Origin of the sequence: Sphingomonas sp. MMS24-J45, from assembly GCF_044881195.1 — a bacterium.
GTDB lineage: Bacteria > Pseudomonadota > Alphaproteobacteria > Sphingomonadales > Sphingomonadaceae > Sphingomonas.
On sequence record NZ_CP173255.1, the window covers coordinates 1,897,805 to 1,921,045 of the forward strand.

Consider the following 23,241-nt stretch of genomic DNA (forward strand, 5'->3'; position numbering starts at 1 on the left):
AAGCGAGCACCCACATCCTGCAGGCGGAGCGTTACGGGAACGGTTGTTCCCCTTCATCCGCCTGGTCTGCAGGCGCAGGCGAGAGCGTGATGCTCGCCTTGCGTCCGGCCTCGTGGAACCACAAGTCGACGATCTTCGCGTCGTCGCTTGCCGGCAGCGGATCGGCGCTCCGGACCTTGAAGGTGGTCGGCAGGTTGACCGAGTTGCCGAACACGAGCGCGTGCTGCTTGGGCAGCGTCGGCAACCGGCGCAGCACGCCGTCCGATATCGACGGCGACATCTGCCTGATCTGCGAAAGGTCGTCGGGGTTCTGGATGCGGTGCACGACGAAGTTCGAGCATTGCGACAGCACGGTCTTCGACAGCTCGCTCGGCCGTTGCGACGCCACCAGCAGGAACAGGCCATACTTGCGGCCCTCCTTCGCGATCCGCTCGAACACCCGGCCGGCGTCCAGCGCATAGCGGGACGGCGTGGACGAGATGTAGCGGTGCGCCTCCTCCAGCAGCAGGTGGACGGGAAAGCGGCTGCGGGGGTCGGCGCGCCGCAGCAGCCTGAATACCATGCGCGCGACCACCGCGCTGACGAGTTCCACGACCTCATCCTCGACCGCGTTCATGTCGATGATCACGACCTGCGACGCCTTCACATGGCAGCCGTTCTGAGCGCCCAGGCCCAGCAGCCGCGCTAGGAACGGCCCGGTGTCCCTCGTCGCGCCCGCCGCCGGGTGGCGCAGGAAGGCGTAATCCTCGCGCTCCAGCAGCGCCTTGAAGCGCGTGACCATCTGCGAGCAATAGTCGCGGATCTGGCGGTTGCCGTGCGCCTCCTCGTAGAGCAGCGCCAGGTCGATCGCGTCACCCAGCGTCTCAAAGTCGAACGGACTGTTGGAATAGTCGGGCAGCTTGAAGTCGTCGATGACATAGCCGCCATCGCCATCTTCGCCGACGAGATACGCGAAGGCGTCCTCGATATTGGCCATGTTGCCGTAATGCGTGTGCACCATTGCCCCGATCGTGCCCGAATTGATCTCGGCGGTCCTGAAGCGCTGCAGGATGCCGAGTATCCGCGTCTCCTTGGCACCGGGCGGGCTCTCGTCGGACAGGATCTGGGTGATGCACTTGGCGAGGATGTGGTTGCGGATGTCGTTCAGCTGTCCGTCGGCCGCGCCCCCGAACAGCGTCGCCAGGCCAAGCGCCATGCGCAGGATCGGCACCTGCGTGCGCTCGCTCGCCTGAAGCAGCAGTTCCCATTCCGACAGGTCCAGGAACCAGTGCGGGATCCTGAACCGGTCGGCGGCGGCCGTGCCGTCGAGCACCAGCCGATCCACGCCGATCACGCCTGCCGCGGCCAGCCTGCCGAACGCCCGGTGGTATTCGCCGTTGACGTCGAGCGCGACGAAGGTCGCGCCCCTGGCATGGTGCTCGTCTGGCTTGTCGAACAGCTCCTGCAGGATCGACGCGACCGTGCACGACTTGCCGCTCCCGGTGTTGCCCAGCACCGCTGCATGACCTCCGAAGAACTCGTCGATGCGGACCTTGACCCGGTAATCCTCGAAGACGACCGACTGTCCGATCTCCAGGATGCGCAGACGGGTCGCCTCGGCCGGCACGCAGTCGCCGCCGTCGGGACCCGACGACCTTTCCGACGCCGGGCTCGTGTCGAAGATGCGGTCCAGCTCCTTGTCCAGGGCGTAGAGGGCATCAGCGTAGAGGGAGGGGAAAACGGAGACGCCGAAGCGGAACCTGCCGCCCTCCACGGGCAGCATGCCCACGGGCACGACGTCCAGGAACTTGGCAGAGCCGGCCTTGTCCATCTCGCCACCGGCGCCGGCGTCGCGCTCGCGAAGCCCCACGATCTCGGCCACCACATACTCGGCCTGAGCCGGGATCATGACGAACGATCCCAGGCGGGCGACGTAATGCACGTCGTCGAAGCCGACCACGGTGAAGCTGTCCGTGCCGCCATGCATCTCGATGACGAACCTGTCGGCCGCGACCGCGACGACCGAGCCGATGGCGCGGCGCCTATCGTCAGTCGTCATCGGTCGGCACCGCGGCGGCGGCCGAGCCGGCGGCCATCGTCTGGAGCACCAGCTTCACCGCGTCGTCGATCCTGTCGGACGGGCGTCGCGGCAGCAGGTGCTCGACGATGGTGCTGAAGTAATGGGCGGGTGCGCCGTCGGGCGGCCCCGACCCGCCGATGATCCACATGCGCGGATCGGCCAGCGCACGCAGCTTGGCGATGTCGCTGCCCGAACCCGGATCGGCGAAGACGATGAGCCTGAAGGTCGGGATCGTCAGCGCCTGGTAGATAATGTTGTTCAGGTGCTCGTCGCCGAAGGCGTAGCCCATGGTGATCAGGACGCTCTGCTCTCGGACGATGCGCGACTGGAACTCGCGGAACAGGTCGGAATACGGCGACCCGAGGCTCGAGTTCTGCTTCGCCGGCGTTGGGAAGATCATGACCTTCGAAGGCGCGGTCTGGGGCCAGGTCTCGCGGATCGGGAAGAGCCCGTGGTCGTCCTCCGTCCAGCTGATCGAGCCGTGCAGCTTGCACAGGTACACGAATCCGTCGACCGCCGACCACTTGCGGTTCGAGATGTCGAGCTGCTCGGCGAGCGCGTATCTGAAGGTCGCCGGATTGAAGCGACGCTCGACGACGCCTGAGAACCCGTTCGCGTATGGCAGCCCGAGACGGTCCATGGCCCGTTCGCTGAACAGGTCGTAGTTCGTCGTGAAAATCCACGGCCGGGGGAGCGAGCGGTCGCGCAGCACCAGGCGGCGGTAGAAGGATTCGTAGAGGCCGAGCACCTCGTCGTCGCCGCTGGCGAAGGCCCCGGCCGTGCACCGCTCCCACAGGAACGCCTGGATCTTGGCGATCATGCCGTCGATCGCCGCGACCTCGTCCACGTCCCCGGCGTCATCGGTGCGCGACAGCACGAACCGGAGCGCATGCAGCGTCTCCATCAGCCGTTCCAGGTTGCGGGTGTAGTCGCCATCCAGGGTGAGGCCGTGCCCCGCCAGGCATGACAGGTCGGATGCGTCCAGCGCCCAGGCGGGGCCGCCCGCGGCGGCGCCGGCCGCACCGCAAAACTCCGCCGCCAACGGCGCCATCGTGGCGATGCCGCGCTCGGTGCCGTCCTTCATCATCGACGAGCAGCCCGCGCCCAGCAGGAACGCGACGTTGCGCGCGCCGAGCGCCTCGCCCAGCGCCTTGCGCACCTGCTCGGGGCCCTTGTCCCAGTCCAGCTGCTGCGTCCCGTGGTCGCCGCTGCGGACGAAGGTGAAGCCGCTGTCGGCGTGAGGGGCTCCACCTGCCGCGGTCGAGGAGCCGTCCGCCATCAATCCATCCGCTCCGTCCATCCACCACCCCTTCGAGAATCCCACCGCTCCGCAGACGATGCGTCAGCCCACTTGTGCGGTGACCTGCGCGCGCGAGCAACCCGAACCGATCCAGCGGCACCGTGCGCGCCGACATTACGCCCAGAGGAGCGCGGCAGTCGGCCGGAGTCAGCGATCGGCGCGACCATCCCCCGCCGTCCGCCACCTCGTTGGCAGTGAAACTGACGACGGCCGTGGTCATGGTCACGTTCCATCGCCCTCCCGCCGCCAACCGGCGAGTGCCGGTTCTTTAACGAACCGACGATAGGCCCGGCGGTGGAGGTGACCGTGCGGGCATTATGGATTGACGACAAGGGGATCAGCGAACTCGACGTCGCCCCTGACTGGGAAAGCCATTCGAGCATCACCTGGGACGCGTTCGAGCTCACCGACACGCACGACGGCTGGACCGACGACGTCGGCCTGTTCCGACCCGATCCGCTGATCGCGACCTTCTCGGACGGTCGGAAGGTGGCGTTGCCCATTCTGGTGCTCGGCCGCGACGGCGAGCATACGATCGACGCCACCATGACGCTCGCCGAACTCGGCGGCATGGTGACGCTGGACCGGAATCCCGCCACCCGTTGAGTTCCACCGCAGGCGCGTGACGTCCCTTGCGGTCACCTGCCTAGAACGACGGGAGATCCCGCCCGAGCAGTAGTCAGGCGGCGGCCCGACTGCCGCGGACGAGTGCCATCGCTTCCCAGAGCGGCGCGGTCAGCCAGACCCCGATCTCGCGGACGTCCATGAGCACCGGCGCGCGATGGTCGGCCGCGGGATCGGCGATCACCGCGGCGCCAGCGCCCAGTCGGCGATCGTCCTCGGGGATGCATGGCGCCCAGAGCGGCCCGACCTCGATCCAGTCGGAGTGAGCGGACCAGCGGTAGCCCCTGACCGGCAACGCGCATCGGCGCGGCGCCATGAGGCACCAGCGCTCGACGGTGTCCAAGGCATCGGCCCTCGCGCTCGCGACGCGGGACGCGCTCCCGACGTCGCGCGTCAGCACGCCCAACGCCATGTCGGACCAGCGTGCGCCAGCCTGCCCCATACGGCGAACGGCAGCACCGCGCCGACGCCGCCAAACCGTGGCTCGGCGAATGCAGTCAGTCCGTCGACCGGCACCGGGCCGACGGCATGCGTGAGCAGCCCGTTCATGCGCCCCTCGGGCCTGCGACGGCGATCCTGCTCATCTCGGGAGGATAGCCCGTCGGTGGTGAAGCAATCCCTACCTACCGACCCGCGCAGGGAAGGGGATGCGAGCGGTCACGCCGCTTAGCGCAGCAGGCAATCCCTCCTCTCCGCCGGCGGCGGCTGCAGCGGCGCAAAATCCGACGGCCGGAGCGGCTTCGGTGAAACCATCCTGAAGGGAAAAACGAGATGAGCGACATCGAAGAAGGACGCCTCGCGTCCCAGCGCGCGGACGCGCGCGCCACGCTGTTGGCCGGGCACGAAGCCGTCTCGGCCGAGGTCGATCTGACGGGGATCGATCCGCTGCACTGGGCCGATACCCGCGAACGCGTCGCGATCCTGCGCGCATGGTGCGCGAACGGCCGCCACCCCCGCAGCGAGGCGCTTGCGGCCGCGGCGCGGATGGGGGTCACCGTCTCCCACTTCTACCGGCTCGTGTCGGCATGGAAGAAGCACCGCGACGCCCGACTCGTCAGCGGCCACAACGGTCGCCGCGGCGACACGCGTGACCAGCACGGCGCGCGCCCGGTCGCGGACGACGCCCGGGCCATCATGGACCGGGTGATCGGGCGGCGGGGCACGGAAGCGCGCTTCACCGACGTGCGCGCCGAGGTGCGCTCCGAGTGTGCCGCCGACGGCATAGCGCCGCCATCGTCCGGGCTTGTGCACAAGGCCATGATGCGGGCGCGCCAGGCGCAGTCGGGCGCTGCGGCCGGACCGGTCGACGACGTCGCGGTCGCCGTCGTCGAGTGCCTGCTGCCGGTCATGGCCGGCGACGGAACGGTCGCGACACCCGAACTCGTCCTGGCGGTGGAGCGTCCGGGCGGGGTCATCGTCGGGCATCGCCTCGTGATCGACGGCGACGTGGTCGCCGCGGCGCGCCCGCTAGTGGCACAGATCGCCGCGGAGCATCATCGGCGGGTGACCGTGGTCGCCACGCTCGCCGGCGCCGTCGCTCGCGACGGATGCGACTCGGATGAAGACGCGGCGACGACCGATGTCCCGTGCGCGGGCGCGCGGGACGCGCGCATACAGGTAGTCCGCCGATCCACGCTGCTGTCGACCACGCTCGGCAGCTATATCGACAGCATCCCGATACGACACCGCAGCCATGCGGCGCGGAAGGCGGGACCGTGGAGGCCGTTGTCGCCGGACGACGCCGTCACGGCCGTCGATCTGGCGGTCGCGGCGCACAACGCCGCGAGGCGCGGCTAGCGCAGCGTGCCCGGATCGATCTGACCGTCGCCGACCAGCAGACGGATCAGCGCCACCAGTTCGTCCGGCGGACGTTCATGGCCCTTGGCAGCGCGCTCGATCACCTTCGTCTCGTTCCACGCCTGCGCCTCGAAGTCCGTGCGCTCCCAGGCATCCCACCTGGCGAACGCCGGGTCCCCGTCCGCCATCGGAGGCGCCGCAGTCGCCCAGCCGGGCCTCAAGTCCACCCGGCCCATGCGCTCGCCCACATACCGCCGAAGCATAGAGCCGAACCGCCGCGGCCGCGTCACAGCCTTGAATTCGATCGCGCCCTCGACATTCCCGTAGCGCGCGATCAGCGCATCGCATGCGGCCTCGTCCCGGCCGACCACCATGTCCACGCGCCGGGTCCGGCGGGCCCAGGGGCCAAGGCTCGGGCCGACCGGGGCGAGCGCGACCAGCGCGCGCCTGGCGGCGAGCGAGTAGCCCTCGACGCTGTCGTCGAGCGATCCCACGGACGTGCCGAGGATGCGCAGCGTGCCGCGGTCGATGATCGCGAACAACGCCCACGGCTCGCCCGCCGGCGAGCGCATCGCGGTCGGGCAGCAGTCCATCGCGATCGACTCGCCGAGCAGCTGAGCCTCGCCGACGCGGTTCAGCTCGCGGGTGATGACGGCGCGCACGACGGTGGGCGACGGGATCGCCGGTCCGGCGCCGGACGATCCGGTCTCGGCCAACTGACGCGCGCGCAGGTCGGCCGCGACAAGCTCCTCCAGACGGCGGCGCATCGCCTCGACCGACTTGCCGCCGCCGTCGGCCACGACTTTTACGACATTGGCCTGCAGGGAGGCATTGACCATGGGATGGATGCGGGGGGATCGCGGCGCCGGTGTTCCCGCGAAGGCGCCCACCGCCGCCAGGCCCGGCGCCCGCTTCCACGCGGCGGCCATCTGGTAGAAGCGGTTGGGGATGACGCCCGCCATCGCGGCCGCCTCCTTCGCGGTCAGCCCGTCGCGCTCGCCCCACCACCGCCGCAGCAAGGTGATGCGGTCTACCGCCCGCGTGCGCAGCGCAGGCGACAGGACAGCCCAGGACCGCGCCTCTTCCTCGGTCGGCGGGCGCATCAGCAGCGTCTCCAGGTCGACCGGCGCATCGGCCACGCCCGATTCGGCCGAGAGCGCGCCCGATTCGCCGATCCCGGAGCCTCCGCGCTTCTTTCCCGCCGCCCTGGCCCGACCCTCGGCGCGACCATTCGTCCCTAATCCTGGCTTCCCGAATTCGCCCATCCCTGCGGCCTACAATGCTTAACGCAGCAACGCTACCAGTTTCCACGGGAATATGAATAAAAAAGTTGTTGCGCGATCCGACATCCATCGCCATCTAGCCGTTATTCAATTCACCGTGGAAAGTGGGGAATGACGATGGAAGCGACCGAGATCGAGACTCTGGTGACGATGTTGATGCGCAGGGCGATGGCAGCGCAGGCGAAGCATGCCGGGCGGCGTCGCCATCGTCTCGGCCGCCGGCATGTCATTGGTGCCGTGCGCCGCCACAGCCCGACGCCGGGATCGTGAGCGCCCGGGCGCGCCGCTGCCCCTTAGTGAGCGGCATCCGCGATGGAGCCGTGCCCCGGAAGCGAACGCGGCGGGCAACTGACCACGCGCCCGCCACCACCATCCACCGATCGACGCCACTATCGGACGTCACCCACAGCAGAGGAGAAAATGGAATGAAGAGCCATCGCCGCACTCGCCGCCACTTCAAGAGGAAGGCCCCCTCGGGCGCATACAGCGACCGCTACGGTCCGCGCTCGCTCCGGCCACCCGCTGGGCACCTGCGTCCCAGCACGGAGGCCGACCCGTGGGTCGGCGTGGGCGCCAGCCGCGGCATGACCGCCGCGATCGTCGCTCCGACCGGCATCGCCTTCCGCGAACGCTAAGCCTCGGGCCCTGCGCCCCACCTCCCAACCACGCCGCCAGCAAGGAAGCCCGTCCGATGAAGTCCCACCGCAAGTCCCGCAACGCCGTCAATCGCATCGCCGCGGGACATGTCGCCGCCAGAGGCCGGGCGAGCCTCTCGCGCGGACATCTATACCATCACTTCGTCCCGCTCACCGGCCGGCGCTTCCGCCGCGCCAACAGGCGCAACCCGACCGAGGCCGCGCCGCCGAACTTCCTCGTCGGCCGGTCAGACCGGATGGCCGAGGTGCCGATCGCGGCGGACGCCGTCGACCAGCGCGGCGGAACAACCGGCGGCTGACGCCTCCACTCACCCATCGATAGCAACAGGTCGCGGGCGCCCGAGCCCGAGAGGAGCCACCATGGAGAAGAACCACCTGCCTCGCGCCGCCGACGATACCGCAGCGCGCCACCACGTCGACGTCGGCGGTCACGCGCGCGTTGCGCGCGGCTCGCTGCCCGACGACACCGGCAGGCCGGCTGACCGCCGCGCCCGGCGCGTCGACAGCCTCGCCCACGATGAGGCCGACCTCCGCCACAAGGTGGTCCACGGGCCCAGCGGCGTGGCCACCCCCCGTGGGGCCACCGTGGGCCACGAGGGGGTCGGTCGGATCCACATCGGAGACGATACCACCTAGCGCCGACCGCGGTCGCCTGCATCGCGGGCGGCCCGATCCCGAAATCGGGACGCGATGCCGCGTCCCCATCCGGGTTCGCAGGCCCGGTTGACCGAGACCGTGCCCGCGGTCGGCGGAACGCCGACGCACGCTCTCTCCGAATGGAGAAGCAGTATGATCCACCAAGTCCAAGCCGCCCGGAAGGGCGCCCTCCGTTGAACCATGCGGAACGCAAGCGGGCCGCGGGGCAGGCCGGCCCGGCCGACGCGTCCGCGTCGAACGGCGTCGCCAACGCCGAGGGGGCGCCTCCGGTGCGGCGGCGCCAGGGTCGCGGCAGCGCAGGCATATCCGGTCGGACGGGCTCGTCGTCCACGGCAGGCGTTCCGGTCGACGCAGCGGCGACCGACCCGGCGGCTGGCGCCCGACCAGTGCCGGCCGGGGCGCTGGCGCTGCCGCCCGGCATCCGCCTCCGGCACCCGATGGAGATCCTGCCGTCCCGGCCGCAGCCCCGGCCCGCGTGGTCGCCGACCCGCCGCGACCGGCGCGACGCGGGCCAGCCCCGCCCGATGGAGCGTCCCGACCGGCAAGGCACGCGGCTGGTCGCCGACCGCGGCCTCGGCGCGGTGCGCATCAACTTCCGCTACGCGTCCTTCCAGTCGATGACCGCCGCGTTCAGCGAGAAGGCCGGGCGCGACCAGTATTTCGAAGGTCCGCACGAGACCTTCGGGTTCCGGAGGGACGAGGTCGATCCGGTCAGGACCGACATCCAATACCAGCCCGTCCGCTTCGAGTGGACGACGGTGGACGGCCGCCTGAACTGGATGACCCTCGACTGGGGCGTGGAACTGCAGGACGGCACCGTCGTGTTCGGCGAGGACAAGGCGTGCGAGGATTATTTCGCCGATCCCGAACTCGACGAGCGGCTGGACTTCGCCGAGGAATATCTCGCGGAGCACGGCGCCCGTCTCGAACGCCGCGTCGCCGGCGGATTGCCGACCGCACTGGAGCGCCGCGTCGTCAAGGACATCTTCGACGCCCGCCGCACCGAATACGATGAAGCGCACGCTGCCCGTGTCCGGACGGCGATCCTCGCCTCGGGCGGCACCACGTCGCTATGCGAAGTCATCGCCGCGATCGGCGAACACCCCCGGCTGTCGCTCGACATCGCCCGCGCCATGATGTTCGACCGGCTCGTCTCGATGCCGCTCACCGCGCCGCCGATGCCCGACACGCCCGTCACCATCCCGCCCCCCGCCAAGAGGGGGGCCCTGCGCGCCTTCCTCGCCCGCCACGTCCCGGCCTGAGGAGAAGCCCGTGAACATCCCTTTCTGGTTGCCCGAGGGGCACATCCTGAAGTTCGGCAAGCGCAAGATGCGCTTCGAGGAGAGCCGCGGCGATGGCGTCCTGCTCTTCCGCTACATCGACGGCAAGGAGGAGATCGTCACCGCGCCACAGGGCCGCGACGCGGTGGCCGGCCTGCTGACGGTCGGCTGGATCATCGAGCAGTTCCGCGCCGGCGTCGTCGCCGATCCCGACTACAACGCGCACCTCACCGACAGGAACGAGAACCTCCTCCGGCTCGACCGGCCCGCGTGCGAGTCCATCGATCCCAAGTCCGGCTGGCGCTACGACTGGGCGGACGCCGCGATCAGGGCGGGCATCAAGCGGACCGAAGCCGACGCCACGGTCTGGATCAGGGCAAACAGCCACGGCGGCAAGCGGCCCAAGCCGCGCTCGCTGTTGCGCTGGATGCGCAAGCTCACGCTCCATGGCGGCCGCATCGGCGCCCTCGTCAGCACCGCCGGACGGGAGAAGGGCGAGAGCCAGCTGCCGGACGTCGAGGACCGCCTCGTCCACAAGTGGGCCATGCGGTATTGGCGCCCCGACAGCCTCAACGGCCGGCTCGCCCACAAGGAGGACGCCGCCGCTATGGTCGTCGCCGACTGGGACGAGCTGAAGGAGATGGGCATCCCATACCTCAGCGAGAACCCGCCGTCGTCCGAGTGCGTGCGCACCCGCATCAACAGCCTCGAGTGCCACTCGACCTACGCCTCCCGCTACGGCGCGCCGGCTGCGGACCGCAAGTTCTCGGCGAGCGGGGAGCCGGTCGCGGTCGAACGCCCCTTCGAGCGCATGTACATGGACGGGGTCGAGTGGGAGCACAGCGTCCACTACTCGGAGGACCTCAGGATTCCGGCGGCGAAGATGCGGTCGGTCATCACGATGGACTCCTTCTCGCAGTGGGTCGCGCCGCACCCGACGTTCGCCGGCAACTACCGGCCTCAATGGGGCCTGCGCTCGCTGCGCGGCGTTATGATGCCGCCGCCCATGACCCCCGAAGAGATCGCCGAGAATCCAGAACTGGCCATGATCTACGGCCTGCCGTCGGACGTCATGATCGACCGGGACCGCACGCTCATCTCTCCGCGCATGGTGCCCGGCGCCGTCAAGATCCTCAGCACGGTGGAACTCGCCGAGGCGTATCACCACGATGCCAAGTCCAAGCTCGAGAACTACCACAAGTATGTAAAGGCCGCGCTGGCGATGATCCCGGGCCGAATCCTCGGACCTCAGGTCCGGCACGCCATCCGCTACGACCCGATCGCCGCAACCGAGGTCACCCGCGCCCAATACGTCGACCTCGTCGAGCAGCTGCGGCGGCGCTGGAACAGCACGCAGAAGACGTCACTCGGCAATCGCTCGCCGAACGACATCATGCTCGCGCACATACGTTCCGGCGGGATGCGCCTGACCGATCCCAAGGAGGTCATGCGGAGCCTCGCCAGCGTGCCGGACAAGCCGTGCGTGCTGACCAACAACGGCCTGATCTACGACAACGTCCACTACCGCTTCAACCGCGCGGGCGTCGGCAAGGCGCTCAGTTCGAACCACCACAGGACACCCTTTGGCAAACGCCTGACCGGCACCGCCCGCATCGAGGTGATCCCCCGCGTCTGGGACGACGACATCGACATGATCGAGGTCTACGACGAGGTGAACGAGGAATACTTCTACATGTGGTCGACCGACCCCGGCTACACGGGCGGTCTGAGCCGCTGGGAACACAGGATCTACCAGAAGGCGCTCGCCTCGCGGAAGGGCGCCACGAAGCAGGACAGGCTGCGCAACAAGGCGAAGCACCTTAACGACCAGCAGCGGACGCTGTCCGGCAAGTCGTTCCGCGAGCGCGAGCAGCCGGTCGAGCTGCTGGCGGAGGAGGAGATGCGCCTGTCCGGCAAGCGCGCCGCCAACCCCGGCTGCGCCCAGGTGCCCGAACTCCGCATCCCGACGCGCATCGACAACGCCAAGCGCGACGATGTCCCCAAGGCGCCGCCGCAGCCCCGTGACGAGGTCGACGTCGGGGAGGGCGGACACGACCTGCGCTCCGACCCCTCCCGCGACGTCGCCCGCGAGCTCGGCGACGACGAGGCCATCCTGGGCCCGGCCAACGTGTCCTGGGATTTCGCGGCCGGCGCCGCCGCCGAAGACGATGACGAGGGGGATGACGACTGATGCCTAGCAACACCACGAACACGGCCATGACTGCCATCTTCAGGAAACCCGCGCGCATCACCGGCCGCGCCAAGCCGGATCTCGGGGACGCCGCGGCCCAGGCGCGCTCCGAGAAGGCGGAGGCGATCGTCGCGGAGATGTGGGTCGATACCGACCGCCAGCGGGCGATCCTCCTGGCGATCCGCCAATACATGCGCCTCTGTAAGAAGCTGCGGAAGCGCAGGGGCACCGCCATCCCGGGCCGGCGCCTTAGCCAGTTCAGCCAGGCCGGCAAGAGCGCAATAGTCGAACGGCTCATCGCCGAACTCGAGCAGGAGGCGATCGCCGCCGGCGAGGAGCACAACCCCTTCCGCGTGATCCACATCACGATCGACACCCGCATGTCGCTCAAGATGCTCTACCAAGAGATCCTCAACCGTCTCGCCGACGACTTCCTCGACCAGCCGGGCGCAGTGGGCCTGCGCGTCACCGCCGAGATGGCCGAGAAGATCAAGGGCAAGTCCACCGACAACGTAAAGATCGTCGAGCAGCGGGTCGAGGAGTGGACCGCAAAGCTCGGCGTCGAACTCGTCGTCGTCGACGAGGTCCAGCGCCTCGTCACCAAGCCCGAACGCGCGCTCGCCGACGGCGACCTGGACGACGGCACCTTCTTCACGGCCGACGCCACCGACGTGACGAAAAAGCTGCAGGGCTTCCTCGACCGCGGCGTCGTGCCGCTCTTCTTCATAGGGGACGAGACTTCGGAGGTGTTCTTCAAGCTCAACCAGCAGTTCGCGGCGCGTCTCGGCGATCCGCTCGAGCTCAAGCCCCTGAACATGGGAAAAACCGCGGATCGACGGCAGTTCCACAAGTTCTGCGTCGAATACGACAAGGAACTCAGGCGGCACGGCGCTATCGCCGCACCCAGCTGCCTGCCCGAACCGGACGTCCTCACCGCCCTGATCACCGCGTCCGGCGGTCACATCGGGCGCGCGGCGCGCATCATCGAAGTCGCCCTCCCGAAGGCGCTCGCGCGGGCCGCCGTGACGATGGAAGCCTATGACCTGAGCAACGCGGTGCGCAGCTTCGCCATCGGGCTCGACTGGGTCGACCACGACCCGTTCTCGATCCAATATGTGCCCGTCCAGCAGATCGCGGCAGAGGAGGCCGAACCCGATGCCGCCTGAAGGCACGAGCGGCCGCCGCCTGCGCTTCCCGGTCGACCTCTACGACGACGAGAGCATCCCGGGCGCCATCGCGCGCGGCGTTCGGCAGCACGTCCTCGTCGTGACGAAGCCGGTATTCGAGGCCGCGGCCGTCTCGCTGCGCAACACCGGCCTCGCGCAGCTTGCCACGCCCGCCGAACTTGAACGCCTCGCCTACGTCATCCGGTGCGATCCCGCCGCGCTGGCTGGCCGCGCCGGCATCCGCGTCGACGAACCCAGCGGCAAATCCAGCGTGCATGCGAAATTCGGGACGCTGGTCATCCCCCGGGCGTTGCTGGAACTCGACCACAGGCGCATCGGTCCCACTTCGCTGCTCAAGCACAACTACCACCGCCTGCACTGGATGAACCTGCTGCTGCCATACTGCACCGAGTCGCTTGAACGGCTTGTCGACACCTGCCCCTCCTGCGACATCAAGCTGGGTTGGCGCTTCGCGCAGGGCATCGGGTGTTGCGACCACTGCGGCGAGGTCGTGCCCCCTTCGGACGCTCAGCATCTGCCCGAACGGCTCGCGGAAGGTTATCGCTTCTTCGGCAGCCTTTCCTCACCCGATGCCGCTTCTGTCGCGAAAGCCTGGTCGGCCCTGCCGGACCCCCTCAGGACGGTAGACCCGCAAGGGCTCGTCAATCTGGCGCTGCAGCTTGGCACCATCGCCACGGGCGCGACCCCAAAGCCGCCCTCCCGCTTTTCGCTATCCGCCATGACGGACGAGGGCCTCGCGGAGAGCGCGGCTGTCGGCGCCGGATTCCTCCGAACCTTCCCGTCCGGCCTGCAGAACTGGGTCCGCGAAGCGGACGACGGCCTAGGAAACGACATCCAGGCCATCGCGAAGCTGCGGACCCGCCTGCGCTTCCTCATCGGAAGGTTCGCCTACCCCGGCGTCCCCGCGCTCATCGAGCAGGCGCTCCCCAACATCGCGCGATACGCGTCGCACGGTCTCGTCACTACCAAGCGCTACTACCTCTACACCGAGGTCCGTCGTCGGCTCGGCTTCGACAACCTGCAGATGGCGAAGTTCAAGGCGCACCCCGATCTCGTCGCACGCCACATCTCCGCCCCCGCGAAGCGGCAGCTCATCCAGTATGACGCCGACTACATCGACGGGCTGGCCGCGATCGTCCAGGGAGCCGCTACCGCGCGGTCGGTCGCGCAGGCCCTCCGCCTGCCCGTCTACGGCGTCGAGCAGCTCTGCCTCGACGGACTTCTCGAGGTCGAGGACCACTTCGTCGCCCGGATCGCCACCGACGAGATGCGCATCCGGGCGGGCACCGTCGCGCACCTCATGTCCCGCATCCTCGCGACGGCGACCGCTGGAACCGCGCCCGCCAGTTGCAGGCCGCTCCTGCTGGCGGCCGACCGCATCGGTGGTGGTCCGAAGCCCTGGTCGACGATCCTGGCGGCGATGGTCGGCGCATCCATGCCGTTCTGGATGATCCACTCCACCGGCGATCTCGGCGACGTGCTGGTCCGTCCGAACGATCTCGCCCCGTTCCGGCGAGCGCCAGTCGAGCTCCGCAAGCTGCCGGGCGGATTGTCACAGCATCTCAGCCAGCGGGACGCGGCCGAGATGCTGAACATCAAGCCGAGCGACCTGGTCCAGGTCGCAGACGCGCTCGGTCACGGCGCCGACCGTAAGGGTCGGGCACGCCGCAGCTCGGTCGAGGCACTGGCCGGCCGGGTCGCCTGGCCCGGCGAGATCGCCTGGAACCTCGGGGTCGCCCCGCAGAAGGTTCGAGGGCTGATGCGGGAAGAGGGGATTGCTCCTGTGGCTACGGGATGGGATCGTAGCCAGCTTCGTGAAGCTGGATTGCTCCCGCTTTAGGTCCTATATTCTGAGGGTGGACGCCCAATGTCATTTTAAGGGTGTGCCAGTGGGATCAACCGCTGTCGCACGCTGTCATTGTCACAACAGCAACCTAGGTGTGACAATGACTGTGACGCTCACCTCATCTGGTATTTTCCATGTTACGCGGACAGCTCCGTTGTCTGCGTATTGAGCGAGGCTATGGGGTATCTGCTCGCATCCCGGCTCAGAGGTTCGCCATCCCTCAGTGTTGCAAAACCGCACCACAGCCGGAACAAGATGCGAACAATCGATGTTCAGGGCATGTTCCCTCTGGACAAATCCCGCCTTTGAGTCAAAAAAAGACCCAGCAAGGGAGACTCTCAATGGCCACGGTGCTAAATCAGACGACGGAGATCAGGCGTGGCAGGTGGCGGCACGTGTCGGAGAAGCGGCGCGATATTCTCGCTTCAGTCACTCCTTCCGAGTTTTCCGTTCTTCGCCAACAGGCCGGCCTCACCTTGCGCGACGCGGCGGAAGCGCTCGGTTACGAGATCCGGCAGATCTATCGATGGGAGAATAGTCAGAGCGTTCCCAGAGCGAGCGTTATTAAGGCACTTCGTGCCTGTATTCCGGCCAAGACGGGTACGAAGGGTCCGGAGCCAGACTTCACGTTCATTGATTTATTCGCCGGCATCGGTGGAATCCGCAGGGGCTTTGAAACGATTGGCGGCCAGTGCGTCTTTACCTGCGAATGGGACCGCTATTGCCAGACGACGTATCGTGCCAACTTCCCCGACGACGCCCACGATATCGTCTCGGATATCCGCAAGGTCGTAGCATCCGAGGTTCCCGATCACGACGTTCTGCTGGCGGGCTTTCCCTGTCAGCCCTTCTCTATTGCAGGCGTCTCAAAGAAAAATGCGCTCAATCGTCCGCACGGGTTCGCCTGCGATACGCAGGGCACGCTCTTCTTCGATGTGGAGCGCATCCTCGAGGAAAAGCGCCCGGCTGCCTTCGTGCTCGAAAATGTGAAGAATCTTCTCAATCACGACAAGGGTCGGACCTTTGCCGTTATTCGGCAGGTGCTCTCCGATAAGCTCGAATACGACATCGATTTCAAGGTCGTAAATGCGAAGTCGTGGGTGCCGCAGCATCGCGAACGTATCTTTATTGTAGGCATCCGCCGCGATCTCGATGTCAAATTCACCTTCGAAGGTTTCGTCGCGCCAGATCCGCGCGAAGGGCCGAAGCTCAAGACCATTCTTCACCCTGAGGACGGTAGCGAGAAAGCCGAAGCGCCGTTCACGCTCGGCGAGGGTATGGTGGCTGCGAAGTACACGCTGACCGAGCATCTCTGGAAATATCTTCAGGCCTATGCCGAAAAGCATCGGCAGCGCGGCAATGGCTTCGGCTTCGGCCTCTTTGGCCCCGGCGATGTCGCACGGACGCTGTCGGCTCGCTATTATAAGGACGGCTCCGAGATCCTGATCAGCCGGGGCGATGATATTCCGCGCCGCCTTACGCCTCGCGAATGCGCGCGCTTGATGGGATTCGACGCGCCGGGCCGGTCAGACTTTCTGATCAAGGTCTCCGACATGCAAGCGTACAAGCAGTTCGGCAATTCGGTCGCGATCCCTGCGGTCGCTGCAGTCGCTTCGTATCTGAAGCCGTTCCTCGATCGGGCTCTCGCGAGGAAAAAGGAAAAGGCTGGCAAACAGGAAGCGAACAGCTGAGCGACGTCCACACGCCCGAGCAGCGCTCGCGCAACATGGCGGCCGTGCGCGGGCGCGATACAAAGCCTGAGCTCGAGCTGCGCCGGGCGCTGCACGGGCTGGGCTTCCGGTACCGGCTCAACGTCCGTACCTTGCCTGGTACTCCGGATCTCGTCCTGCCAGCGCGCAATGCATTGCTCTTCGTGCATGGCTGCTTCTGGCATGGGCATGATTGCCCGCTCTTTGTGCTGCCCAGGGCTCGGCGTGACTTCTGGCTGGACAAGATCGGCCGCAATCAGCTGCGCGACCGCCAGCATCACGACAGGCTCCATGATGCCGGATGGCGCATCGGAACCGTCTGGGAATGCGCAATGCGTGGACGAAGCAGCCCCGGCGTGACGGCAACCGCGGCGACAGTCGAACGGTTTCTCCGGAGCGCCGACTGTCGTGAAATGTACTTCCGGGACAACGGTGCGCATGCCGGCGCCGGCCATCCCTTGTCGCTCGCTGAGCGTTTCGGATCGGCACAAGTTTCGGGGTCTGATGAAGGAAATCTTGACCGCGGCGCGGTCTGAGTCATCATTGTTGCGAAACTTCAGGATCGCGAGGATTGGCACTTACGGATCTTCCAAGCTGGTTAGACGAGCACAGTCGTGCTCCGTCGGCTTGGTTCGTAAAACGCCTTCAGGCGAACGATACGCTTGCCACCGGATCCCATCAGGCGGGCCCCTATCTCCCCAAGCCGTTTCTGTTCGCAATCTGCCCGGATCTGCGCAACGAGACCAAGAAGAATCCACGGGTCGCGTTCGACATCTATATCGATTCGCAGGGTGATTATCGGCAGGTCCGCGCTATCTGGTATAACAACCGCTTTCATGGCGGTACGCGCAACGAGACGCGAATCACCGGTTTTGAAGGGCGTCAGTCCGATCTGCTCGATCCCGAAAGCACGGGAGCAGTAGCGGTACTGGCATTCGACCTCAGCGATCCTTCTGCACTGATATGCTATGCTTGGGTCTGTCGGGATGAGACCGAGTCTGACCTGGTGGAAGCGATCGTCGGTAGGGTCGATCCCGGGACACCAGTGACATGGAGTGCGGAAGGCACTCCTGATGCCGCCCGTTTCATCCTGCCGCGCCGCCGAATAATCATTTCGCCGGCCGATCATGGGGAAGTGCTCGCAATCCCGCATGACCGGAACGAGCCGCCCACGACCGAAATGCTCGTCAGGCAGTCTTCACTCGCACAGCCGCTCGCTAGCCAGCCGGTCGACACCCGTCTGCTTCGCCGCCACGAGAGGTTCATCGACCTGTTCGGGCAGCTGGAGCATGACATGTATACGCCGAGCGCACTCAACGGATTTCCGGAAATTGCTTCCCTGCACGAGACCGCCGACCGGATCCGCGCGGGGCGACAGGCGCGCGATGATGGCCTTGCTCTTCAGCTTCGATATCTCTTGCTCGAAGAGGGGCTGACGGAGGGGGCATGCTTTTCCTTCCGACCGCCGACCGAAAAGGCGCGCAGGCCCGATTTCGTGTTCCCGGCGATTTCAGCCGAAGGCGATGGGCGCCGGCCGACAATTCTGCTCGTCGAACCCGTTATCCGCGACCGGTGGAAAGCGGTCGTCGAGGAAACCGAAGCCCCAGAGGTCCATATGCTGACGCTCCAGCGCGGCGTCAGCCTCGCCCAGTTCAACGAACTGACGGCCGCCGGGATCACGCTCGTCGTCCCGGCGCGACTCCACGATACTTATCCGAGCGAGATCCGGAGCGACCTGATGACGCTCGAAAGTTTCATCGCGGACGTCCGCCATCTCGCCGCGTTCGCACGGCGTCAGCGCTGAGCGCAGAAGAGTTACTTGGCCAATGTCGGCCGGCGCGAATCACGTCGTCCGAAGTTTCCGAAGCTGCTCGATTGAGGCCGGCGGGTCGAAGTGATGCGCCATCGCATGGCAATTCGGGCAGAGCGGAACAAGATCGGTGGCCGGATTGACCCGATAGCCTGCTCCGATCTGGGAAACCGGCGTGACGTGATGCACATGGATGAAGCCGCGGCCAGCTTCGCCATACGTCTCGCCGAAGTTGAAATCGCAGGCGAGGCAGCTGTCGCCCTGGAGTTCGATACAGGCAGCGCGATTGATGCGGCTGCGCTCGTAGCGGTTAGCTTCGACCCGGACTTTAGCGCCCTCGGGCAGGCCTTCCGGATTAAGCACCGAGTTCGGCTCGAGCTCTTCCACCGGCATGAGCGCCATGGCAAGGCTGAGATACCGGTGCGTCCAGACGCTGAGCTCCCGATCGTTTTCGCCATGATCCTCGGTGTTCACAGCCGCGGGCGACCGGGCAAGGACAAGGCTGACGCGGCGCCAGTCGGTCGGCCAGTCCCCGGCCTGAAGCGGGTCGAGGCTTTTGCCGTCGACCTCAAGCGAAACACCCGCTCTCGCCCCGATGCAGACTTTCGCCAGTGCAACAAAGGTCTGTCGGGCACCGTCATCGGCTTCGCCCATGGCCGCTACTAGTGGCCCCGCAAATGCGCCTGGCGTGAGCGACAGCGTGATGCTGCGCCAACCGAGCACGACTCCGACGCCGAACGAAATCTCTCGTGGTATATCGGCCGGCCTCAGCTCGAATGCCGGCCAGCCGCCCGACAACGGCTTTGCAACCGCGTCGATCGGCAGGCCAAAATCGTGTGAAAGCTGACCGGCGAGGCCCTCGATATCAGGCTGCCACATCATCCATATCCGGCTCCGGTAGATCTTCGACCAGTCGCCGCAGAATGCGTGACACTTCGAACCGGACTTCTTCGAAATGACGTGCGGTCGCGTCACTGATCGTGCTGAGCTCGGCCATGCAGAGACCCCACAGTAGCGAATCCATTCCCTGAACCGTCACCCCGCTCTGGAGATTGGGCACATATACCTTGTGATAATAGGGGTGTGACGTGTTGATGCGCACTGCCTTGTGGCCATCGATGATGGTTGGCTCGAACAGCGCGCCATCGTCCAGCGTGTCGACCGGCTGAACGAAGACCTGACCGGGCTTCTGCGCCGTCCCGATCTTCAGCTTGATCCGGAACGATCCGTGCTTGTTGGTGATCTGTGCGTCGCCGGTATTGGGATCGCGGATATCCACGCGCGCGGTATCGATCGACTCTTCCTTTGAGGCGATGTTCCGGTTCGAAGAGTCGTGCGAGTCGCCGGCCTTTTTGAGCGCGTCTCTCCGCCGGCCTTGGCGATACCGGTTATTCGCCTCGCGGCGCGGCGCCGTGAGAAGCTCGTCCTTAATCGCAATCCACAGGTCCTCATTGAGGCTGATCTGCGACTTCTTGAAATCAATGTCGAACACTTCGTCGAGTTCGTGAGTGAACGAGAATTCGGCGCGGAGCAGCGTCCCGTGCGGCTCCTTGCTGTACATCCCCAGCCAGGTGGCATCCTGTATCAGCCGGTTCTCGCGGTAGATGTAGAGGCCCTGCGTGTCGTTGCCGAGGCGCGATTTCTTGAGTGCCGTATCCGACGGGAACTCCTCCTTGCGCGGCAGGATATAGGCGCGGAAATTGATCTTGGCCTGTTTGCCGCCCGGGGCGCCGATCGTCACGACTTCGTCGGCGACCTTGTCCGCATACGCGACGCAGAAGGGATCCCATGGCAGGACCTTCTCGTCGTTGACGCGGATCTCAACCGTCGGCGCACGATCGTCCGCCGGATCGAGAAAACGCTGGAACACCATCGCGAGATGGTCCCGCAGCCCCTTTACTGCCCGGTCGAGCGCGTTCTGCGCGGCAGTCCCCGACGGTGTGACATATTCTTTGATGAGCCGGTCAACCTGCTGCCACAGTACCACGGTTCCCGACTTGCCGCCGGCGACTGTCTGGAGGTGGTCGACGGCCTCAGGATCTGCTTCGTCATCGACGAGCAGTTCCCACCCGTTCTCGGCGACGTGACGAAGATCCCACGTCGCCTGCAACGGCTTCATGTCCGGGATGTTGCGGGTGATCACCGAAAGCCTGCGGCAGAACGCCGTAGAGGCGGTTTTCAGGCCGAGACCGAACTTGCCGAGGCTCGAGGGATCGGCACGGCGCGCTGAGCCATAGGTCATGGCGTTCAGCAGCCCCCTGCGATCCATGCCATCGCCATTGTCGGCGATCGACACCCGGACATTGCTGCGCAAATCCATCAGGACCTGCAAATCGATCACGGTCGCCTTCGCTGCGATCGAATTGTCGACGATGTCCGCGATCGCCGTATTGAACTTATAGCCGGTGTCCCGGAGGCTTTCGATCGTCCGCTCGGGATCGGGCGGGGCCTGAACTTTTTCGACTGCCATTATCTTCCTCTTTCCTTCAGGCGTTCACACGAACGACCTTCCAGTGGCCGCCGAGTTTGAGCACGCCGTTCTGAATCCGCGTCGGCTGGGCCCGCGTATAACGCACCGAATATCCTTCGCCGTCGCGATGTTCGAGAATGAGCTCGTCTCCGGCCCTGAGGCCGGCAGCCCGGATAAACGGCGTCATGCGTGTCAGTCTGTATTCGTTGCGCGTTCCGCCGAACAGCCTGCCGTTATAATAAATAAAGGCGAACTCCCATTGATCGCCGATCTCGTCGCGGAAGAAGAGATGATGGCGCGGGTTTTTCACTTCGGCCGACAGCGGCGGGAAGAACGCCAGAATCTCGGAGTTTTTGGGTACGAGAATGCCTGCTTGATGTCCGCCGGTCTCACCGGTGTCGTTCGCACTTAACGTCTTTGCAATCCGCTTCATCCGGCCAGGTCCCCGTTCGCTGATACCGGTGAGGCGCGCAGCGCGCGCCCGATATCCGCCATATCGGCGTCCGTTCCTTCGACGCCTACCACCGCAGCTCCCGAAAGCACGCGCTTGCGACTCAGCCGCTCGTTCACGACTTCCTCGACCGAATCTCCGAAGAACAGACGATGCACCGTGACTGGTCGGGTCTGGCCGCGCCGGTGTGCCCGTGCGGAAGCCTGATCTTCGACGGCGGGATTCCACTCAAGGTTGTAGTGAACGACATGGGTAGCGGCGGTAATGTTGAGCCCTGCTCCCGCCGCACGGGGGTTGAGTGCGAGCAGCGCCGGGCCTGCCTCTTCCGAAAATCGGTCGATGATGAGCTGACGGTCGGCGACCGGCGTCCCTCCGTTGATCGTATCCGCCATCGCACCGTAGCGCTGCCGGACGATGTTCGCGATCATCGCCGCGAGGCGGTTATAGGACGTGAACACAAGAATCTTCTGCCGGCTGGCAAAAATCTCATCAACCATTTCAAAAAGCCGGGCAAGCTTGCTGAAGCCAAGCGCACGGTCAACCGACCAGGGGCTGTCGTCGAGCAGCAACGGATGGGCGCAGAACATCCGCAGGCGCGTCAGCGCGACCAATGTTGCTGCACCCCCATATTCAGCAAGCGTGTCAAGCCGGATCCGCTCGTAATCAGCGGCTTCGTCCTCCGACAGCGACAGGACCTGCGGGATGTCGATCCTCTCGGGCAGATCCTGGGCGACCTCGGATACGAGACGCCGCAGCATGATAGGAGTGACGAGCGGCTCCAGTGCCGTGGCGCCGTCAACATCGTCTTGGAAGCGCTGTTCGAACGCGTCGACATCATCGAGCAGCCCGGGTACGGCAAAATCGGCGAGCGACCAAAGATCGCGCAGTCGGTTTTCGACCGGCGTGCCGGTGACGGCGATGCCCGAACGGCGCCGGAGCTGGCGAACGGCCTGTGCGCGCCGTGTGTCAGGATTTTTGATCGCCTGGGCTTCATCAAGCACGACAATCTGCCAGTTGACCATCCGGAACATGCTCCCGTCGCGGACGACCGCATCGTATGATGTGATCGTGATGTCGTACGGCTCGAGCACCCGATAATCTCCGGTACGCTTCATCCCCTGATGTACATGTGTGGTCAGGCCGGGTGCGAACTTCGCGATCTCGCGACGCCAGTTTTCGAGCAGAGTGGTCGGCGCGACGATCAGCGACGGCGCGGCGTGTTCGCGCTCGGGGGACGCGAGCAGCGCAATGATCTGTATCGTTTTGCCAAGCCCCATTTCGTCGGCGAGGATCGCGCCCAGTCCCTCGCGCCACAGGTAGCTCAGCCACTGCCAGCCATCTTTCTGATAGGGATAGAGCTGGCCGGTAAAGGAGACGAGTTCGCTTTCCTCACGACGGACGGCGAGGCCGGGCTGAATGTTGCGCCCGGCGGAATCGTCCGCGATCCGCGCAGGCCCGGCGAGCGCACCGCGAAGACTCAGATATTGCCGGAGCGACAGCGGGCCGGGCTGCCCGGCGCCCGCTTCCGCAAGGATTCTGGCGACCGCCTGCTGCGCATCGGGCGCCAGCGGATACCAAGCCTCCCCGATCATAAGATGATCCGGATGATCCGCCCAGACGCCGAACGGACCGGTGGCGCCGCCGCGCCCGGTTGCCCGGACATGGCAGAACAGCCCGCCATCCTCTGCGTCGTCATGCTGATCGATGACCAGATCCAAGAGCGCCGGATAGCGCGAAAACCGGATCGACGCCGGTTCGATGGTGACTGATTTTCCCCGGAAAGTCCGCTCACCGTCAAAGACCAGCCGGTAGATCTCGTCGGCGGTCGGGCAGACGGCTTCGCCCCCGTGCTCGAGGTACAGCCTGTCGTCGCAGATCAGCCAGCGCGCGGTGCTCATCAGCAAGCCAATATCCCGGTCGG

At 66.2% G+C, this 23,241-nt stretch carries 22 protein-coding genes; 13 read left to right on the top strand and 9 right to left on the bottom strand.

Going from position 1 to position 23,241, the window contains the following annotated elements; genetic code table 11:
• Window positions 1-31 precede the first annotated feature (31 nt).
• Together AB5I39_RS09525 and AB5I39_RS09530 are read right to left on the bottom strand one after the other, a co-directional pair.
• On the bottom strand, window positions 32-2,038 hold the full coding sequence (locus AB5I39_RS09525) for an ATP-binding protein (RefSeq protein ID WP_404365754.1): 2,007 nt from the start codon (window positions 2,036-2,038) through the stop codon (window positions 32-34).
• Window positions 2,028-3,338 (bottom strand): SIR2 family protein, encoded by a 1,311-nt coding sequence (locus AB5I39_RS09530; protein WP_404365756.1) that lies wholly within the window; start codon window positions 3,336-3,338, stop codon window positions 2,028-2,030. The genes AB5I39_RS09525 and AB5I39_RS09530 overlap by 11 nt, the downstream gene beginning before the upstream one ends.
• A gap of 327 nt (window positions 3,339-3,665) precedes the next feature.
• On the opposite strand from AB5I39_RS09530, the gene AB5I39_RS09535 reads away from it, so the two are divergent.
• Complete coding sequence (locus AB5I39_RS09535) at window positions 3,666-3,965, top strand: hypothetical protein (RefSeq protein ID WP_404365759.1); 300 nt, start codon at window positions 3,666-3,668, stop codon at window positions 3,963-3,965.
• Between the two features lie 73 nt (window positions 3,966-4,038).
• On the opposite strand, the gene AB5I39_RS09540 is transcribed toward AB5I39_RS09535, so the two are convergent.
• Window positions 4,039-4,395, bottom strand: a complete 357-nt coding sequence (locus tag AB5I39_RS09540; RefSeq protein ID WP_404365762.1) for a hypothetical protein — start codon at window positions 4,393-4,395, stop codon at window positions 4,039-4,041.
• Window positions 4,377-4,532 (bottom strand): hypothetical protein, encoded by a 156-nt coding sequence (locus tag AB5I39_RS09545; protein WP_404365765.1) that lies wholly within the window; start codon window positions 4,530-4,532, stop codon window positions 4,377-4,379. The genes AB5I39_RS09540 and AB5I39_RS09545 overlap by 19 nt, the downstream gene beginning before the upstream one ends.
• A 222-nt stretch (window positions 4,533-4,754) precedes the next feature.
• Between AB5I39_RS09545 and AB5I39_RS09550 the strand changes: the two genes are divergently transcribed.
• On the top strand, window positions 4,755-5,780 hold the full coding sequence (locus AB5I39_RS09550; protein ID WP_404365768.1) for a hypothetical protein: 1,026 nt from the start codon (window positions 4,755-4,757) through the stop codon (window positions 5,778-5,780).
• Here AB5I39_RS09550 and AB5I39_RS09555 read toward each other — a convergent pair.
• Entirely contained in the window at window positions 5,777-6,919 is a 1,143-nt protein-coding gene (locus AB5I39_RS09555; protein WP_404365771.1) for a hypothetical protein, read from the bottom strand. The two genes, AB5I39_RS09550 and AB5I39_RS09555, sit on opposite strands and share 4 nt — an antisense overlap.
• Before the next feature lie 255 nt (window positions 6,920-7,174).
• Here AB5I39_RS09555 and AB5I39_RS09560 point away from each other — a divergent pair, with 255 nt between their 5' ends.
• The 11 genes from AB5I39_RS09560 (at window position 7,175) to AB5I39_RS09610 (ending at window position 18,393) form a co-directional block, all read left to right on the top strand.
• The gene (locus tag AB5I39_RS09560; protein WP_404365774.1) at window positions 7,175-7,333 is read left to right on the top strand and encodes a hypothetical protein; all 159 of its coding nucleotides are present in this window, start codon (window positions 7,175-7,177) and stop codon (window positions 7,331-7,333) included.
• 155 nt (window positions 7,334-7,488) lie between these two features.
• The gene (locus AB5I39_RS09565; RefSeq protein WP_404365777.1) at window positions 7,489-7,698 is read left to right on the top strand and encodes a hypothetical protein; all 210 of its coding nucleotides are present in this window, start codon (window positions 7,489-7,491) and stop codon (window positions 7,696-7,698) included.
• Window positions 7,699-7,754: 56 nt separating this feature from the next.
• Window positions 7,755-8,018 carry a hypothetical protein gene (locus AB5I39_RS09570; RefSeq protein WP_404365779.1) on the top strand — a complete coding sequence of 88 codons (264 nt, stop codon included), beginning with the start codon at window positions 7,755-7,757 and terminating at the stop codon, window positions 8,016-8,018.
• 61 nt (window positions 8,019-8,079) lie between these two features.
• The gene (locus tag AB5I39_RS09575; protein WP_404365782.1) at window positions 8,080-8,355 is read left to right on the top strand and encodes a hypothetical protein; all 276 of its coding nucleotides are present in this window, start codon (window positions 8,080-8,082) and stop codon (window positions 8,353-8,355) included.
• 194 nt (window positions 8,356-8,549) lie between these two features.
• Window positions 8,550-9,638 (top strand): hypothetical protein, encoded by a 1,089-nt coding sequence (locus AB5I39_RS09580; RefSeq protein ID WP_404365784.1) that lies wholly within the window; start codon window positions 8,550-8,552, stop codon window positions 9,636-9,638.
• A gap of 10 nt (window positions 9,639-9,648) precedes the next feature.
• Window positions 9,649-11,847, top strand: a complete 2,199-nt coding sequence (locus AB5I39_RS09585; protein WP_404365787.1) for a hypothetical protein — start codon at window positions 9,649-9,651, stop codon at window positions 11,845-11,847.
• A 26-nt stretch (window positions 11,848-11,873) separates the two neighbouring features.
• Window positions 11,874-13,013, top strand: a complete 1,140-nt coding sequence (locus tag AB5I39_RS09590; RefSeq protein WP_404365790.1) for a TniB family NTP-binding protein — start codon at window positions 11,874-11,876, stop codon at window positions 13,011-13,013.
• Complete coding sequence (locus tag AB5I39_RS09595; RefSeq protein ID WP_404365793.1) at window positions 13,003-14,874, top strand: hypothetical protein; 1,872 nt, start codon at window positions 13,003-13,005, stop codon at window positions 14,872-14,874. The genes AB5I39_RS09590 and AB5I39_RS09595 overlap by 11 nt, the downstream gene beginning before the upstream one ends.
• 347 nt (window positions 14,875-15,221) lie before the next feature.
• Window positions 15,222-16,571: a DNA (cytosine-5-)-methyltransferase gene (dcm, locus tag AB5I39_RS09600; protein ID WP_404365795.1), complete on the top strand. Its 1,350-nt coding sequence runs from the start codon at window positions 15,222-15,224 to the stop codon at window positions 16,569-16,571.
• The gene (locus AB5I39_RS09605; protein WP_404374098.1) at window positions 16,568-17,125 is read left to right on the top strand and encodes a very short patch repair endonuclease; all 558 of its coding nucleotides are present in this window, start codon (window positions 16,568-16,570) and stop codon (window positions 17,123-17,125) included. The genes dcm and AB5I39_RS09605 overlap by 4 nt, the downstream gene beginning before the upstream one ends.
• A gap of 35 nt (window positions 17,126-17,160) precedes the next feature.
• Window positions 17,161-18,393 carry a type II restriction endonuclease gene (locus AB5I39_RS09610; RefSeq protein ID WP_404365799.1) on the top strand — a complete coding sequence of 411 codons (1,233 nt, stop codon included), beginning with the start codon at window positions 17,161-17,163 and terminating at the stop codon, window positions 18,391-18,393.
• A 39-nt stretch (window positions 18,394-18,432) separates the two neighbouring features.
• On the opposite strand, the gene AB5I39_RS09615 is transcribed toward AB5I39_RS09610, so the two are convergent.
• Genes AB5I39_RS09615 through AB5I39_RS09630 form a run of 4 tightly spaced genes read right to left on the bottom strand, consistent with a single transcriptional unit; the run spans window position 18,433 to window position 23,218 of the window.
• Window positions 18,433-19,278, bottom strand: a complete 846-nt coding sequence (locus tag AB5I39_RS09615) for an HNH endonuclease (protein WP_404365801.1) — start codon at window positions 19,276-19,278, stop codon at window positions 18,433-18,435.
• The gene (locus tag AB5I39_RS09620) at window positions 19,265-20,869 is read right to left on the bottom strand and encodes an ATP-binding protein (protein ID WP_404365804.1); all 1,605 of its coding nucleotides are present in this window, start codon (window positions 20,867-20,869) and stop codon (window positions 19,265-19,267) included. Before AB5I39_RS09620 ends, AB5I39_RS09615 begins: the two co-directional genes overlap by 14 nt.
• A gap of 16 nt (window positions 20,870-20,885) precedes the next feature.
• On the bottom strand, window positions 20,886-21,302 hold the full coding sequence (locus AB5I39_RS09625) for an EcoRII N-terminal effector-binding domain-containing protein (protein ID WP_404365807.1): 417 nt from the start codon (window positions 21,300-21,302) through the stop codon (window positions 20,886-20,888).
• On the bottom strand, window positions 21,299-23,218 hold the full coding sequence (locus AB5I39_RS09630; protein ID WP_404365810.1) for a DEAD/DEAH box helicase: 1,920 nt from the start codon (window positions 23,216-23,218) through the stop codon (window positions 21,299-21,301). Before AB5I39_RS09630 ends, AB5I39_RS09625 begins: the two co-directional genes overlap by 4 nt.
• Between the last annotated feature and the right edge of the window lie 23 nt (window positions 23,219-23,241).

Coding starts and splice junctions, on each gene's coding strand:
- AB5I39_RS09595 (WP_404365793.1), top strand. CDS start 13,003: ATGCCGCCTGAAGGCACGAGCGGCCGCCGCCTGCGCTTCCCGGTCGAC.
- AB5I39_RS09575 (WP_404365782.1), top strand. CDS start 8,080: ATGGAGAAGAACCACCTGCCTCGCGCCGCCGACGATACCGCAGCGCGC.
- dcm (WP_404365795.1), top strand. CDS start 15,222: ATGGCCACGGTGCTAAATCAGACGACGGAGATCAGGCGTGGCAGGTGG.
- AB5I39_RS09545 (WP_404365765.1), bottom strand. CDS start 4,532: ATGAACGGGCTGCTCACGCATGCCGTCGGCCCGGTGCCGGTCGACGGA.
- AB5I39_RS09565 (WP_404365777.1), top strand. CDS start 7,489: ATGAAGAGCCATCGCCGCACTCGCCGCCACTTCAAGAGGAAGGCCCCC.
- AB5I39_RS09620 (WP_404365804.1), bottom strand. CDS start 20,869: ATGGCAGTCGAAAAAGTTCAGGCCCCGCCCGATCCCGAGCGGACGATC.
- AB5I39_RS09570 (WP_404365779.1), top strand. CDS start 7,755: ATGAAGTCCCACCGCAAGTCCCGCAACGCCGTCAATCGCATCGCCGCG.
- AB5I39_RS09615 (WP_404365801.1), bottom strand. CDS start 19,278: ATGTGGCAGCCTGATATCGAGGGCCTCGCCGGTCAGCTTTCACACGAT.
- AB5I39_RS09530 (WP_404365756.1), bottom strand. CDS start 3,338: ATGGCGGACGGCTCCTCGACCGCGGCAGGTGGAGCCCCTCACGCCGAC.
- AB5I39_RS09590 (WP_404365790.1), top strand. CDS start 11,874: ATGACTGCCATCTTCAGGAAACCCGCGCGCATCACCGGCCGCGCCAAG.
- AB5I39_RS09560 (WP_404365774.1), top strand. CDS start 7,175: ATGACGATGGAAGCGACCGAGATCGAGACTCTGGTGACGATGTTGATG.
- AB5I39_RS09525 (WP_404365754.1), bottom strand. CDS start 2,038: ATGACGACTGACGATAGGCGCCGCGCCATCGGCTCGGTCGTCGCGGTC.
- AB5I39_RS09550 (WP_404365768.1), top strand. CDS start 4,755: ATGAGCGACATCGAAGAAGGACGCCTCGCGTCCCAGCGCGCGGACGCG.
- AB5I39_RS09625 (WP_404365807.1), bottom strand. CDS start 21,302: ATGAAGCGGATTGCAAAGACGTTAAGTGCGAACGACACCGGTGAGACC.
- AB5I39_RS09540 (WP_404365762.1), bottom strand. CDS start 4,395: ATGGCGTTGGGCGTGCTGACGCGCGACGTCGGGAGCGCGTCCCGCGTC.
- AB5I39_RS09630 (WP_404365810.1), bottom strand. CDS start 23,218: ATGAGCACCGCGCGCTGGCTGATCTGCGACGACAGGCTGTACCTCGAG.